This window comes from Methylomagnum ishizawai, from assembly GCF_019670005.1.
GTDB lineage: Bacteria > Pseudomonadota > Gammaproteobacteria > Methylococcales > Methylococcaceae > Methylomagnum > Methylomagnum ishizawai.
Genome location: NZ_AP019783.1, coordinates 1,088,285 through 1,102,392, shown reverse-complemented (window position 1 = coordinate 1,102,392; position 14,108 = coordinate 1,088,285). Strand labels below are relative to the sequence as shown.

The 14,108-nt window shown below is 64.7% G+C and carries 13 protein-coding genes; 4 read left to right on the top strand and 9 right to left on the bottom strand.

Features of this window, described 5'->3' with window-relative positions; all coding sequences use genetic code 11:
• Positions 1–15: 15 nt before the first annotated feature.
• The 3 genes from K5658_RS05095 to K5658_RS05085 all read right to left on the bottom strand — a co-directional run bounded on the left by K5658_RS05095 (position 16) and on the right by K5658_RS05085 (position 3,605).
• Positions 16–375, bottom strand: coding sequence for a DUF5615 family PIN-like protein (locus K5658_RS05095; RefSeq protein ID WP_221065891.1), 360 nt, complete (start codon positions 373–375; stop codon positions 16–18).
• The gene (locus K5658_RS05090) at positions 375–608 is read right to left on the bottom strand and encodes a DUF433 domain-containing protein (RefSeq protein WP_221065890.1); all 234 of its coding nucleotides are present in this window, start codon (positions 606–608) and stop codon (positions 375–377) included. The genes K5658_RS05095 and K5658_RS05090 overlap by 1 nt, the downstream gene beginning before the upstream one ends.
• 132 nt (positions 609–740) lie before the next feature.
• On the bottom strand, positions 741–3,605 hold the full coding sequence (locus K5658_RS05085) for a tetratricopeptide repeat protein (RefSeq protein ID WP_221065889.1): 2,865 nt from the start codon (positions 3,603–3,605) through the stop codon (positions 741–743).
• A gap of 248 nt (positions 3,606–3,853) precedes the next feature.
• Here K5658_RS05085 and K5658_RS05080 point away from each other — a divergent pair, with 248 nt between their 5' ends.
• Positions 3,854–4,429 (top strand): Uma2 family endonuclease, encoded by a 576-nt coding sequence (locus K5658_RS05080; RefSeq protein WP_221065888.1) that lies wholly within the window; start codon positions 3,854–3,856, stop codon positions 4,427–4,429.
• Between the two features lie 245 nt (positions 4,430–4,674).
• Entirely contained in the window at positions 4,675–6,009 is a 1,335-nt protein-coding gene (nhaD, locus tag K5658_RS05075) for a sodium:proton antiporter NhaD (protein ID WP_246628570.1), read from the top strand.
• 97 nt (positions 6,010–6,106) lie between these two features.
• Here the strand turns inward: nhaD and K5658_RS05070 are convergent, their stop codons facing one another.
• Positions 6,107–7,405 (bottom strand): MFS transporter, encoded by a 1,299-nt coding sequence (locus K5658_RS05070; protein WP_221065886.1) that lies wholly within the window; start codon positions 7,403–7,405, stop codon positions 6,107–6,109.
• Positions 7,406–7,623: 218 nt separating this feature from the next.
• Between K5658_RS05070 and K5658_RS05065 the strand changes: the two genes are divergently transcribed.
• The gene (locus tag K5658_RS05065) at positions 7,624–9,027 is read left to right on the top strand and encodes a nicotinate phosphoribosyltransferase (RefSeq protein WP_221065885.1); all 1,404 of its coding nucleotides are present in this window, start codon (positions 7,624–7,626) and stop codon (positions 9,025–9,027) included.
• 39 nt (positions 9,028–9,066) lie between these two features.
• Here the strand turns inward: K5658_RS05065 and K5658_RS05060 are convergent, their stop codons facing one another.
• A complete protein-coding gene (locus K5658_RS05060) occupies positions 9,067–10,470 on the bottom strand; it encodes a L,D-transpeptidase (protein WP_246628569.1) in 1,404 nt (467 codons plus the stop codon).
• Positions 10,471–10,800: 330 nt separating this feature from the next.
• Between K5658_RS05060 and rpsT the strand changes: the two genes are divergently transcribed.
• A complete protein-coding gene (rpsT, locus tag K5658_RS05055) occupies positions 10,801–11,082 on the top strand; it encodes a 30S ribosomal protein S20 (protein WP_221065883.1) in 282 nt (93 codons plus the stop codon).
• Between the two features lie 53 nt (positions 11,083–11,135).
• Here rpsT and proB read toward each other — a convergent pair whose 3' ends face one another.
• The 4 genes from proB to rplU form a co-directional block, all read right to left on the bottom strand.
• Entirely contained in the window at positions 11,136–12,260 is a 1,125-nt protein-coding gene (gene proB, locus K5658_RS05050; RefSeq protein WP_221065882.1) for a glutamate 5-kinase, read from the bottom strand.
• Positions 12,244–13,326, bottom strand: a complete 1,083-nt coding sequence (gene cgtA, locus K5658_RS05045) for an Obg family GTPase CgtA (RefSeq protein WP_221065881.1) — start codon at positions 13,324–13,326, stop codon at positions 12,244–12,246. Before cgtA ends, proB begins: the two co-directional genes overlap by 17 nt.
• Before the next feature lie 79 nt (positions 13,327–13,405).
• Complete coding sequence (gene rpmA / locus K5658_RS05040; protein ID WP_221065880.1) at positions 13,406–13,678, bottom strand: 50S ribosomal protein L27; 273 nt, start codon at positions 13,676–13,678, stop codon at positions 13,406–13,408.
• Positions 13,679–13,696: 18 nt separating this feature from the next.
• Positions 13,697–14,008 (bottom strand): 50S ribosomal protein L21, encoded by a 312-nt coding sequence (rplU, locus tag K5658_RS05035; RefSeq protein WP_221065879.1) that lies wholly within the window; start codon positions 14,006–14,008, stop codon positions 13,697–13,699.
• Positions 14,009–14,108 lie beyond the last annotated feature (100 nt).

The window sequence follows — 14,108 nt, the reverse complement described above, 5'->3', positions numbered from 1 at the left end:
GGCTTAGTACGAGGCTCAATCCCCCGGTCTGATCCTGACCTGCCGCTCATCCACAATCCAGAGATGCCCGGCCAGGGGTTCCGCGTCGAACAACGGCGCGATCCTCCGCATAGCCCTGAGTACCGACGGGCGGCTTTGATCTGCTAGGCGCAGCACCACCAAGCCGGGGTAAAGGCTGGGCGGATAGGCGCGGATATTGGCGAAGTCCAGGTCCAGGGTGATGAGTGCGCGGGTTTCTTGCCGACAGCTATCGGCAATCTCGGCGTCGGGATGTCCGCCCAGATTTTGTTCATAGACGGTCATCGCATCGTGGCCGAGGTGCCGCAAGAATTCGGCGGCGTCGGTGTGCAGGTTTTCGTCGATCTTGAAGCGCATCAGGCCGCTTCCAGGGGCAGGGCGATCACGCGCTCGCTGGCGAGGGTCGCGGCGTAGGCCAAGGCGGCCCGGATATCGGCGGTTTCGAGGGGGTAGCCGCGCAAGATTTCCGCTTCGCTTTCGCCCGCGGCCAAGTTGTCGAGGACGACCGAAACCGGCACGCGGGTGCCTTTGATGCAGGGTTTGCCGTGGCAGATGGCGGGGTCGGCGGTAATACGGTCTTGCCAGTTCATGGGTAGGGTCTCGTGGAATGATTTTGGGAATACCGTTTGCCATCATAGGAGCGCAGCGGGGGAAACGCTATTCATGGCCTGTCAGCCGCGCCGTCCGGTCCCACTATTCCGCCACGCCGTGGTCCGCCGCCGTCATTGCAACCGCACGCCCAGCTTGCCCGGTTGGGCGCTGAGGTCGATGGGTTTGCCGTCGCGGACCAGGGTCAAGGGAATGGCGGGGTCTTTGGCTTGGCCGACCAATTCGACCAGCCGGGCATTGCTGGTGATTTTTTGGCCCGCATAGCGGATGATCGCGTCGCCCGGCTGCACGCCCAGGCGCTCGGCTTGGCTGCCGGGGACGATGCCGACGACCCGCGCCCCTTCCAAGCTGGCTTGCATCGTTGCCCATTCCGCCGCGCCGTAGCCCGCTTCTTTGGCGGCTTCGGTTAAGCGGGTTTGGATTTTGGCTTCGGGCAGGTGTTGGGCTAGCAGGAGTTGGCGGTAGTTGATGATAGCCTGTCGCAAATTGGGATGCTTGTGTCCAGTGGCCCGCTGGAATTTAAGGAAAATCACGATCATCCGCCGGCTTAGCGGCTCGGCCTCCGCCAGCCGGTTCGTGGCCTGCAACAACTGCGCGAGGTTGTTGAGGTCGATGGCCACGTCGGGATGCTCCGGCCCGTAGCTCTGCTCGTCGATGGCGAGCGCCCTACGCATGAGCGGCTCGGCCTCCGCCAGCCGGTTCGTGGCCTGCAACAACTGCGCGAGGTTGTTGAGGTCGCGGGCCACGTCGGGATGCTCCGGCCCGTAGCTCCGCTCGTCGATGGCGAGCGCCCTACGCATGAGCGGCTCGGCCTCCGCCAGCCGGTTCGTGGCCTGCAACAACTGCGCGAGGTTGTTGAGGTCGCGGGCCACGTCGGGATGCTCCGGCCCGTAGCTCCGCTCGTCGATGGCGAGCGCCCTACGCATGAGCGGCTCGGCCTCCGCCAGCCGGTTCGTGGCCTGCAACAACTGCGCGAGGTTGTTGAGGTCGCGGGCCACGTCGGGATGCTCCGGCCCGTAGCTCCGCTCGTCGATGGCGAGCGCCCTACGCATGAGCGGCTCGGCCTCCGCCAGCCGGTTCGTGGCCTGCAACAACTGCGCGAGGTTGTTGAGGTCGCGGGCCACGTCGGGATGCTCCGGCCCGTAGCTCCGCTCGTCGATGGCGAGCGCCCTACGCATGAGCGGCTCGGCCTCCGCCAGCCGGTTCGTGGCCTGCAACAACTGCGCGAGGTTGTTGAGGTCGCGGGCCACGTCGGGATGCTCCGGCCCGTAGCTCCGCTCGTCGATGGCGAGCGCCCTACGCATGAGCGGCTCGGCCTCCGCCAGCCGGTTCGTGGCCTGCAACAACTGCGCGAGGTTGTTGAGGTCGCGGGCCACGTCGGGATGCTCCGGCCCGTAGCTCCGCTCGTCGATGGCGAGCGCCCTACGCATGAGCGGCTCGGCCTCCGCCAGCCGGTTCGTGGCCTGCAACAACTGCGCGAGGTTGTTGAGGGCGCGGGCCACGTCGGGATGCTCCGGCCCGTAGCTCCGCTCGTCGATGGCGAGCGCCCTACGCATGAGCGGCTCGGCCTCCGCCAGCCGGTTCGTGGCCTGCAACAACTGCGCGAGGTTGTTGAGGGCGCGGGCCACGTCGGGATGCTCCGGCCCGTAGCTCCGCTCGTCGATGGCGAGCGCCCTACGCATGAGCGGCTCGGCCTCCGCCAGCCGGTTCGTGGCCTGCAACAACTGCGCGAGATTGTTGAGGGCACGGGCGGTGTCCGGGTGATGGGCGCTTAGATGCTGTTCGCGCACAGCGAGAATGTCGCGCATGATCGGCTCGGCTTCTCGATGCCGGGCCAGGAAAAACAGCATCTTGGCAACCCTTTCTTGCTCATCCGCCCAGGCCAACGGCTCTTTGACCTTGTCGGTTAAGGCCGCGCTCTTGCGGTAGGCCACCAGGGCCAAGTCGTAATGGCCTTGGGCTTCATAGGCATTTCCCTCTAAACGCGCCGCCTTGATGGCGTCCTGGGTCGCCTGCCCACGGGCTTCCATCGCCTGATCGTAGGCTTTGCCCGCTTGGGTGGCGGCTTGCTCGAAATGATTGGCTTTATATTCGGCCAGGGCCAAGTCATAAGGGCTGGATTTGGGATCGGCCTTGACTTTGTGGGTCCAGGCATCGATGGCGGCGCGGAGTTCGTCGGGTTTCAAGTCATGCCTGAAGGCGACTTCCTGCAAGGCTTGGTCGTAGCGCTGCTGCGGGGTCAACGGCTCGCGGGAAATGCCTTGTTGGCGGGTGGCGGCGATGACTTCTTCCAGCTTGGCGCGGGCATCCAACATCAGTTGGGTTTGTTCCTGGCCTTGCTGGTGCAGGGTCCGGGTATCGTCGCGGAGTTGCCAAACGCCATAGCCGATCAAGCCCAAGGCGATGCAGATTACCGCCCCCACCGCCAACATCGTCCCCCGATGCCGGTCATGCTCCACCCGCAAGCGCCGCGCCTCCTCCCGCAAGGCATGGATCCGCGCCTCCAACCCGGCAGGGTCCGCCGGAGTCTCGTACAGGATTTCCCCGCCCAAAATCGCCCGCCGATGCGCCGATTGCAGACCGCGCTTCTCGTCGTCCTCGGCCTCCGGCTCGGCATCGAACGGGAAACCCTCCGGGCAGACGAAGGTATACACCCGGAACCGCCCATCCCCGCGCTTCCGCTGCAACTCGCGGCCCAGGTCGTATTCCATCTGGGTATAGGAGCGGCGCTCGGCCCCTTGTGGTAAGCGGGCCGGGTCGGGTTCCGCGCCATAGCGGAAACCGACGATATGGATGAGCGCCTGGCATTCGGCGATGCGGTCCCCCAGCATCTTGCGGACCTCGCGGTAATCCGGCCCGAAATGGCTTTGCTCGACCGGATGGCAACCGATGGTCAACAAGGCTTGGCTCACCAACTGACGCACGCTGCGCAAATCGCCGCTGGTGGCGGACACGAACACCTGGGGCGGCGCGTTCATGGGAACAGCCTCACGGCGCGGACAACGGGCAGGATGGATAGCGGCATGACACATTCCCGGCGGATCGAATCTGTCCACCATTGTGCCAAGCCCCGCCACCCGCCGCCAGCCCGTGACGCCTGGACGATGGGACCGTAGCCGTCCCAACGATGAAATCCATCCAAGCGCGCCGCCACGGATTCCACGCCTACGCCCCACCCGCCCACGGGCTTACAATGATCCCCGCCCCGCAGCCCAGGAGAACCGCCATGTCCGCCGCCATCGCCGAAAAGCTGTATTCCCCCGAGGAATATCTGGCCCTCGAACGCGCCGCCGAATACAAGAGCGAATACGTCGATGGGCGCATCTACGCCATGACCGGCGCGAGCCGGGCGCATGGACTCATCGCCTACAATATTGCGGGCGAACTCCGCAACCAACTCCGCGACCGCCCCTGCGAAGCCTATATCGCCGATATGCGCGTCAAACCCGCCAAGGCCCGCAGCTACCGCTATCCCGATATCGCCGTGGTCTGCGGTCCCGCCGAATTCGAGGACCGCCAAGGCGACGCCTTGCTCAATCCCACCGTCCTCATCGAAATCCTCTCGCCCGCCAACGACCGCGGCCCCAAGTTCGCCGAATACCAGCGCATCGAATCGCTACGGGAATACCTGTTGGTCGCCCAGGACGAGCCGCGCATCGAGCGCTATGCCCGGCGCGACGAAGGCTGGTTGCTGACGGTGGCGGAAGGCTTGGAAACCCAGGTGGCGCTGGACGCCATCGGCTGTGTGCTGGACCTTTGCGAGGTCTACCGCAAAGCGCTCGAAGAACCGCCAATGCCCTGAACCCCGACCGGCCATCATTCCGGCCCCATCGACGGGCCGCGCCCTCGGGTGGCACTCCATTTCCCAACTTCCGGCCCGCCGCCCGCACCGGAACGGCGCGGATCGGTTCATCCCAAAAGCCTTCCTTCTATATAATGGCCCGTTGTTTTTCCGGGGGCCGCGTTGCCCAAAAGCAACCGGGTCGCATTTCCAATAATCATCAAGAGGGCTTTGCTTTGATACGCGCTTTCCTTTTACTGTCCCTAATGCTGTTCCTGCCCGGACTGGCCTCCGCCGAAGAATCGGATGTCCTGGGCCTGACCGGCACCCACCGTGGCCTTTATTGCGTCATGGTGTTCATCGTCGCCTACGCCTTCGTGATGACGGAGGAATTCACCCACCTCCGTAAATCCAAGCCCGTGATCCTGGCCGCAGGCATCATCTGGGCGCATGTGGCCTATCTCGCTTCCAGCAATGGCGTCTCCGCCGAACAAGTCCACAAGGCGTTCGAACACGACCTCAAGGAATATGCCGAGTTATTCCTGTTCCTGCTGGTCGCCATGACCTATATCAACGCCATGGCCGAGCGCAATGTGTTCGAGGCGCTCAGGTCCTGGCTGGTGCGCCGCCAGTTCGGCTATCGCTCGCTGTTCTGGATCACCGGCATCATCACCTTCTTCCTGTCCTCGGTAGCCGATAACCTGACCTCGGCCCTCCTGGTCGGCGCGGTGGTGATGGCTGTGGGCGTCAACAGTCCTCAATTCGTGGCCCTGGGCTTCGTCAACCTGGTCAGCGCGGCCAATGCCGGCGGCGCGTTCAGCCCCTTCGGCGATATCACCACCTTGATGGTCTGGCAGGCGGGCAAGGCCGAGTTCTTCGATTTCTTCCATTTGTTCATTCCGTCCGTGGTCAATTTCGTGGTCCCGGCGGCGATCATGCACTTCGCCATCCCCAACGAAGCGCCCACCGCCACCGATGAGGAGCAGGTCCAGATGAAGGACGGCGCCTTGGTGATCTGCGGCTTGTTCGGCCTGACCATCATCACCGCCGTGAGCTTCAAGCAGTTCCTGCACCTGCCGCCGTTCATGGGCATGATGGTGGGCCTCTCGTTCCTGATGTTCTACGGTTACCGCCTGAAGACCGTGTTCTACGGTCCCGGCAAGGACAAGTTCGACGTGTTCAACAATGTCCGCGATGCGGAATGGGATACCTTGCTGTTCTTCTTCGGCGTGGTGTTCGCGGTGGGCGGCCTCGGCTATATCGGCTATCTGGAACTGGCGTCCGAGGCCATGTACGAGGGCCTGGGCGCGACCACCGCCAACATCTTGATCGGCGTACTGTCGGCCATCGTCGATAACATCCCGGTGATGTTCGCGGTGCTGAGCATGGACCCGGAGATGGACCTGTACCAGTGGAACCTCGTCACCCTGACGGCGGGCGTGGGCGGCACCATGCTGTCCATCGGCTCGGCGGCGGGCGTGGCCTTGATGGGCACTTCCCGCGGCATGTACACCTTCTTCAGCCATCTGAAGTGGACCCCGGCCATCGTCGCCGGTTATGCCGCCGCCATCTTCACCCACTACCTGCTGAACGGCCATTGATCCCCAAGGATCGCTGTCCTACGCAAAAAGGCGTTGCCGCGGGGCAACGCCTTTTTTATTTCCCAGGCAGCGCGGTTGGCGGGGAAACCCCGGACGGCTATCGTCGCCGCCGCTTTTGCTTGTGCTTGGCCTGCCGGGGCTGCTTGCGCCGGGACTCGGGCATGTCCCGGACCCCACGCGGAAACATGTCCATCCCGCGCAGGACCGGAAAACCCCACATCCACGCCCCCACCACCCCCAAGGTGGCGCAACCGCCGAGCAGGATGGCGGGCACCAACCCGAACCATTCGGCGGTCAGCCCCGACTCGAATTCGCCGAGTTCGTTGGACGCGCCGATGAACACCGAATTGACCGCGCTGACCCGGCCCCGGATGGCATCGGGCGTTTCCAATTGCACCAGCATATGGCGGATGTAGACGCTGACCATATCGCCCGCGCCCATCACGGCCAGCGCGGCCAGGGCCACGGCATAATCCTCCGACCGGCCCAGCACCAGGGTGGCCGCGCCGAACACACCGACGCCGCCGAACATCCATAAGCCGACATGGCGCTGGATCGGCCAGAACGCCAAGGCCAGCGCCGTACACGCGGCCCCCAAACCCGGCGCCGTCCGCAACCAGCCCAAACCGGTCGGCCCCGCGTGCAGCACATCGCGGGCATAGGCCGGTAGCAAGGCGGTCGCCCCGCCGAACAGCACGGCGAACAAATCCAGCGAAATCGCCCCCAGCATCACGGGCCGCGACCGCACGAAGCGCAGCCCTTCCAGTACCGAATCCAGGCTCATAGGCGGGTTGCCGCCCGGCTTTTTCGGTTCGCCCCGGACCCCGCCCATCAGCAAGGCGGCGGTGGCCAAACAGCCGGTCACGGTGGCATAGACCACGTCCGGTCCCGCCAGATAGAGGAAACCGCCCAAGGCCGGTCCCGCGATCACCGCCACCTGGAACACCGAGGAATTCAGCGCCACGGCATTGCCGAACACCTCGGCAGGCACGAGGTTGACCACCACGGCCTGGCTGGCGGGCATCATGAAGGCCCGGACCGAGCCATACAGCGCCATCACCGCGAACACCGGCCACACCACCGTCAAGCCGACCCAGGTGAACGCGAGCAAAGCCGCGCCGCACAGCATCTCCACCAGGAAGCACAGCGCGACGATGCGCCGCCGGTCGAAACGGTCGGCCACCTGCCCCGCCACCAGGGCCAGCGGCACGAAGGGCGCGAACTGGGCCAGGCCGACCAGCCCGAGATCGAGGGCGTCCGAGGTCAGGGCGTAGACCTGCCAACCCACCGCCACGCTTTGCATCTGGATGGCCACGGTGGCGAGGAAGCGGGCACAGAGGAACAAAGTGAAATCGCGGTGGCGCAAGGCACCGAACTTGCCGGGAGAAGAACTCAACGGGGATACCTATAGTGGAAGATTCAAACAGGACGCAACCTGGAGTCCAAAGCTGGCTTTGGGCACATCGACGTTACCAAAGCCGGCTTCGGACTCCAACAGCGCCGCGTGGCCCGGAACCTCACCGGAGCCAGATTCCGCTTGGGCCGGTGGAAACAGCTGGCTAGACTGTCGCCCTGACCAACGCTGGGCCGCTTCCCACTCCCGGAGATCACCCGATGAACCTGCTCGACAACCTGTTGCTCAACACCGACTCCTATAAATCCAGCCATTTCCTGCAATATCCGCCCGACGCCAGCGGGATGTTTTCCTATTTCGAATCGCGGGGCGGGGCGTTCGCGGCCACGGTGTTCTTCGGGCTGCAAATCATCCTCAAGGAATATCTCTCCAAGCCCATCACGGCGGCGCAGATCGACGCCGCCGCCGAATTCTGGCGGGCGCATGGCGAACCCTTCGACGAGGCCGGTTGGCGCTACATATTGGCCGAACACGGCGGCCATCCGCCGGTCACGATCCGGGCCGTGCCCGAAGGCACGCGGGTTCCCGGCCACAACGCCCTGTTCACGGTGGAATGCACCGATCCCCGCGTGTACTGGATCATTTCCCATCTGGAAACCCTGCTGGTACGGGTGTGGTATCCGATCACGGTCGCGACCCAATCCTGGGAGATCAAGCGCGTCATCCGGGAAGCCCTGCTCGCCACCTCCGACGATCCCGAGGGCCAATTGCCGTTCAAGCTCCACGATTTCGGGGCGCGGGGCGTGTCCAGCGGCGAATCGGCGGCCATCGGCGGTTGCGCCCATCTGGTCAATTTCCGGGGCACGGACACGGTGTCCGGCATCCTGGCGGCCCGCGAATACTATGGCGAACCCATGGCCGGTTTCTCCATCCCCGCCGCCGAACACAGCACTATCACCGCCTGGGGCCGCGAAGGCGAGGCCGAAGCCTACCGCAATATGCTGCGCCATTTCGCCAAACCGGGTGCCCTGCTCTCGGTGGTCTCGGACAGTTACGATGTGTTCAACGCCGTCGCCAATCTCTGGGGCGGTAGTTTGCGCGACGAGGTGATCCAATCCGGCGCGACCCTGGTGATCCGGCCCGATTCCGGCGACCCGGTGACTGTGGTGGGGAAGGTGGCGGAAATCCTGGACGGACGTTTCGGCTCCAGCGTGAACGGCAAGGGCTACAAGGTCTTGCGGCACGTCCGCATCATCCAGGGCGACGGGGTCAACGCCCACAGCATCGCCGCCATCCTGGAGCGGCTACAGGCGCTGGGTTTCGCCGCCGACAACATCGCCTTCGGCATGGGCGGGGCGCTGTTGCAACGGCTGGACCGGGACACCCTCAAATTCGCCTTGAAATGCTCGGCGATCCGGCGCGGCGCGGCCTGGTTCCCGGTGTCCAAAGACCCGGTCACCGATCCCGGCAAGCGCTCCAAGGCCGGGCGTTTATCCCTGTTCCGCTCGGATAGCAGCGGGGAATACGCGACCTTCCCGCTGGCGGACGGCCAGCCGCCCGGTCCCGAATGGCGCGACGCCATGGAAACCGTGTGGGAGCGCGGGCGTTTGCTGAGGGAATGGAATTTCGCGGAGGTGCGGGCGCGGGCCGGGCGGTTCGCGTAGCCGGGTGGGCATGTGTGCCCACCCAATAACCACGGGTAGCTATTGGCTCCGGGCGGCGGGCTTGGCCGCGGGGGTCGGCGCGGACGTTTCGTTGGCCGCGACCTGGGTTTGGGCCGGGGCGTGCGGCATGACCGAGACCGGCACGCCCAGCGCGGCCCATTGGTACAACCAGCCGGCGTCCTCGGAGGAATTAGGCCAGCGCTTGTTATTCCTGCGGGTCGCCATGTTGACGCAACCATGGCTGGCGGGGTGGCCGAAGCCGTTATGCCACCACGCGCCGTGGAAGGCGTAGTCCTCGTAGAAATATTGGGCGTAGGGCACGTCCTCCACCACGTAATGGCCTTTCTCGCCGGGCTTGGCGCGGCTACGCATGGTTTTGGTCGGGAAGCGGGCGTAGATGTAGAACGAGCCGGTCACGGTCGGGGTGTTGGGCTTGCCGGTGCTGACGGCGAAGGTTTTCACCACCTGGCCGTTCTCGATGGCCAAGGCGCGTTGGGTATCGAGATAGACCAGGATTTTCTTGTCCGCGCCGGTGGTGAAATGGGACACCAGCGGTTTTTCCAGGACGCCGCCCAGCACCGATTTCGGCCCCTTGGGATCGAGGCTGGCCTCGATGGCGGAGGAGGCGGGCCAACCGCCGTTCGGGCTGAATTGCAGCTTGTGCTTGTTGAGCCACTGCCATTTGCCGGGGATGGCTTTGCCGTCCTTGGTATGGACCGAGACGAATTTGCCCACCTCGTCCTTGTTGGCCAGCAACTCGCCGAAGGTGATCCGCAAGGGGATCGCCAGCCCCAGGTTGGACTGGCCGTGGTTGCTGATCTCGGCGGTCAAGGGCGGCGGGGTGCTGATTTGCAGATGGACCGGCGGCACCGGCACGCCGGTCGCGGTCTTGAGCCGCAATTCCACCGCATAGGTTTTGTTCTGGGCGTAATTCCGGGCGATCAAACGGAAATCGCGGTGGTTGGTGGCGGGTTCGATGGTGAACGGCAAATCGCCCTCGGTTTCGAGTTGGCCCACGGGCCGGTCGAAGTTCAGCGCCAGCGAGGCATCCGGGGCCAGCGCCCGTTGTTCGGGACCGTCGAGCTTGGGGATGGCGACCGTGGCGAAGCTGATTTGCCGGGTTTCGCGCTGGCCGAGCCAGGGCCGCTCCACGCTGGCCTTGAGGGTGTAGCGGGTGCCGAAGGCCAAGGGCGTGTCATGCTTGAATTCGGAATCGCTCAGCTTGCCCTTGAGCAGCTTGCCGGATTCGTCGCGCAGCTCGACCTCGGACAGGCGTGTACCCAGTCCCACGCCCTCGACCTCGATGGGCGTGCGCGGATCGGTGGCGGTATTGCCATCGAGTTCCGGCATCTCGATCCCGAACGGTGCCAACTCCTGCCAACCGGCATAGCCGCCATAGGCCATGACCGCCATGGTCAAACCGGCCCCGAGCCACCGGCCCAAGCCAGAGAATGCTTTTGAGAATGTCGTGGATACCTTCACGATTGACCTCGTCATGCTTAATACGGGCCTTGCCCATCCATCCCGGTCCAAGGCGCGATGGGCAGGAAACCAGGGCCATCCCGCGCCCTAGCCCATAGCCCCAAGCGCGGAGTCCCTCCCGCAGCCCATTGTACGTCGCGGCGCGGGAATGCCAATCCTTTCCGACTTCGATCCCGACCGGCCCAAGGTGTTCACGGCCTGGGCGGTCCGGCTTCGACAAGGTTGACGCACCTGGCCTTTGCGGAGAGAATACCCAATTTTCCCAAACCCACCGGAATAGAGGTTCCAGCCTTGGCTAATATTGCTTCCGCGAAAAAACGCGCCATCCAATCCGAAAAGCATCGTGCCCACAACGCCGCCCTGCGTAGCCGCCTGCGCACCTTCATCAAGAAGGTGATCCTGGCCGTGGACGCCGGCAACCTGGAAGAAGCCCAGGCCGCTTTCCGCGCCGCGGTGCCGATCATCGATTCCTCCGTGAACAAGGGCTTGATCCACAGGAACAAGGCCGCCCGCAGCAAGAGCCGCCTCAACGCCCGCGTCAAGGCCCTGGCCTTCAAAGCGGTCGCCGCCTAAGTCACAGGATGGCGCGAGGCAGGCCACGCCGACCCTGCCTCACGGGCCATCGATCAAGCCAATACCAGATTATCGCGGTGGATGAGTTCGGGCTCGTCCACATAGCCCAATAGCTTTTCGATCTGCGAACTGGGCTGGCGCAGGATCAGGCGCGTTTCCTCCGCGCCATAATTCACCAGGCCACGCGCCACCTCGACGCCCTCCCCGTCCACGCAAGCCACCAAATCCCCCCGGCTGAATTCCCCCTCCACCGCCGTCACCCCGATGGGCAACAGGCTTTTGCCCGAACCCTTGAGCATCCTGACCGCGCCCGCGTCCAGGGTCACGCGGCCTTTCGGTTTGAGCTGCCCGGCCAGCCAGCGCTTGCGGGCCAATAATGGGGATTCGTCCGGGATGAGGAAAGTACCGATTTCATCGCCCCGCATCAGTTTGGGCAGGACTTCCGGCTCGCGCCCGCAGGCGATGACCGTGGCCGCGCCGGAACGCGAAGCCAGCCGCGCCGCCCGCAGCTTGGTGATCATGCCCCCCTTGCCGAGGCCGCTGCGGCTCTCGCCCACCATATCGCCCAGGGCCGGATTGCTGATGCTGGATTCGTGGATCAGTTGGGCGGCGGGGTCCAGGGTCGGGTCGCGCTCGTACAGGCCGTTCTGGTCGGTCAGGATGACCAGGAGGTCGGCTTCCAGCAGGTTCGCCACCAAGGCCCCCAGGGTGTCGTTGTCGCCGAAGCGGATTTCCTCGGTGGCGACCGTGTCGTTCTCGTTGATGACCGGCACCACGCCCAATTCCAGCAGGGTCAGCAAGGTACCGCGGGCGTTGAGGTAGCGCTGGCGGTTGGAGAGATCATCATGGGTCAGCAGGATTTGCGCCGTGTGCAGGCCGTGCTGTTGGAACATCGATTCATAGGTCTGCACCAAGCCCATCTGGCCCACGGAGGCGGCGGCTTGCAGTTCGTGCAGGGCGTGAGGGCGGGTTTTCCAGCCCAGGCGGCTCATGCCCTCGGCCACCGAGCCGGACGACACCAGCACCACTTCGGTGCCGCCGTGGCGGATCGCGGCGATCTGCGCCACCCACTGGCCGATGGCGGCGAGGTCCAGCCCGCGCCCGCCGCCGGTCAGGAGGGCGCTGCCTATCTTGACCACGATGCGCCGGGCCTGGGCGAAATCAGTCCTGTTCCGCATCGTCCCCGGCCTCCTCCGTTGCTTCCGCTGTCCCGGTCCCGTCGGCTTCCTCCGCCTTGGCCTGTTCCAGGAAATCCATCACGCGGTACATCAAATCCTGGAGCCCATCGCCTTGCAAGGCCGAGATATGGAACACCGGCCCGTCCCAGTCCAGCGCCTCGACGATGGCCGCGCAATGGGCATCGGCCTCGTCCGCCGGGATCACGTCCATCTTGTTGAGGACCAGCCAGCGGGGTTTCTCGTCGATGCCCTCGCCCCATTTCTCCAGTTCGCCGATGACCTTGAGCGCCGATTCCACCGGGCCTTCCTCGCTTTCATACGGGCTTACATCGACCAGATGCAGCAACAAGCGGGTGCGCGACAAATGCTTGAGGAATTGGATGCCCAGGCCCGCGCCTTCCGCCGCGCCCTCGATCAAGCCCGGCACGTCGGCCATGACGAAGCTGCGTTGCCCGTCCACCCGCACCACGCCGAGATTGGGATGCAAGGTGGTGAAGGGATAATCGGCCACCTTGGGCCGGGCGGCGGACACGGCGCGGATCAGGCTGGATTTGCCCGCGTTGGGCATCCCCAGGAGGCCCACGTCGGCGATGAGCTTGAGTTCGAGCCGGAGGTCGCGCTGCTCGCCGGGCTTGCCGGGAGTGGATTGGCGCGGGGCGCGGTTGATGCTGCTCTTGAAGCGGGTGTTGCCGAGGCCATGCCAGCCGCCCTTGGCGACCAAAAGCTGTTGGCCCGCCGCCACCAAATCGCCCAGCAGTTCGTCGGTCTCGGCGTCGAACACCATGGTCCCGTTCGGCACCTGCACGAAGCAATCGGCCCCGGCCTTGCCGGTGCAATTGCCGCCCATGCCGTTCTGGCCGCGCTCCGCCCGGAACACCGAGTGGAAGCGGAAATCGACCAGGGTATTGAGGTTCTCGGTGGCGACCAAATAGACGTTGCCGCCGTCGCCGCCATCGCCACCGTCGGGACCCCCGAACGGGACGGATTTTTCGCGCCGGAACCCGACGCAACCATTGCCGCCGTCGCCGGCTTCCACGCGGATTTCCGCTTCGTCAACGAATTTCATAGGAATATACCGACAAAAAAGCCCCGTCGGTGACGAGGCTTTCCATTCTCCGCCGGACAGGGGTGGAGCCCGAAGGCGCTTAGCCTTCCGACGCCGCCACCGGGACGATGCTGACGAAACGGCGGTTCAAGGGACCCTTGGTCTTGAACTCGACGCGGCCTTCGGTCAGCGCGAACAAGGTATGATCGCGGCCCAGGCCGACGTTCTCGCCGGGATGGAAATGGGTGCCGCGCTGGCGGACGATGATGCTGCCGGCCGGGACCAGCTGGCCGCCGAAACGCTTGACGCCGAGGCGTTGGGCATTGGAGTCGCGACCGTTGCGGGAACTGCCGCCTGCTTTCTTATGGGCCATTGTCGTTGCCTCCTGGGATTAGCCGGAAATACCGGTGATCTGGATTTCGGTGTAGTTCTGGCGGTGGCCGTTGCGGCGCATGTAGTGCTTGCGGCGGCGGAACTTGATGATCATGACCTTGTCGTGGCGGCCATGGGCTTTGACGGTGGCGGTGACCTTGCCGCCTTCGATGTAGGGGCGACCGACCTTGACGCCATCGTCGGTCTGGATCATCAGGACTTTGTCGAATTCGAATTCTTGGCCGGCTTCGGCGGTCAGGGTCTCGACCTTGAGGAAGTCGCCTTCCTTGACCCGATATTGCTTGCCGCCTGTTTGTATTACCGCGTACATGGGGTGTGGCTCCAACGGAGGGGAAATCTGTAAAACGCGGAATGATAGCGGCGGGGCGGGGGGATGGTCAAGGCATTGATTTGTCGGATCATCCGCGCAG

Excerpts from the sequence above, each read along its gene's own strand:
- K5658_RS05095 (WP_221065891.1), bottom strand. The coding sequence starts at position 375 with ATGCGCTTCAAGATCGACGAAAACCTGCACACCGACGCCGCCGAATTC.
- K5658_RS05090 (WP_221065890.1), bottom strand. The coding sequence starts at position 608 with ATGAACTGGCAAGACCGTATTACCGCCGACCCCGCCATCTGCCACGGC.
- K5658_RS05085 (WP_221065889.1), bottom strand. The coding sequence starts at position 3,605 with ATGAACGCGCCGCCCCAGGTGTTCGTGTCCGCCACCAGCGGCGATTTG.
- K5658_RS05080 (WP_221065888.1), top strand. The coding sequence starts at position 3,854 with ATGTCCGCCGCCATCGCCGAAAAGCTGTATTCCCCCGAGGAATATCTG.
- nhaD (WP_246628570.1), top strand. The coding sequence starts at position 4,675 with ATGCTGTTCCTGCCCGGACTGGCCTCCGCCGAAGAATCGGATGTCCTG.
- K5658_RS05065 (WP_221065885.1), top strand. The coding sequence starts at position 7,624 with ATGAACCTGCTCGACAACCTGTTGCTCAACACCGACTCCTATAAATCC.
- proB (WP_221065882.1), bottom strand. The coding sequence starts at position 12,260 with ATGCGGAACAGGACTGATTTCGCCCAGGCCCGGCGCATCGTGGTCAAG.
- cgtA (WP_221065881.1), bottom strand. The coding sequence starts at position 13,326 with ATGAAATTCGTTGACGAAGCGGAAATCCGCGTGGAAGCCGGCGACGGC.
- rpmA (WP_221065880.1), bottom strand. The coding sequence starts at position 13,678 with ATGGCCCATAAGAAAGCAGGCGGCAGTTCCCGCAACGGTCGCGACTCC.
- rplU (WP_221065879.1), bottom strand. The coding sequence starts at position 14,008 with ATGTACGCGGTAATACAAACAGGCGGCAAGCAATATCGGGTCAAGGAA.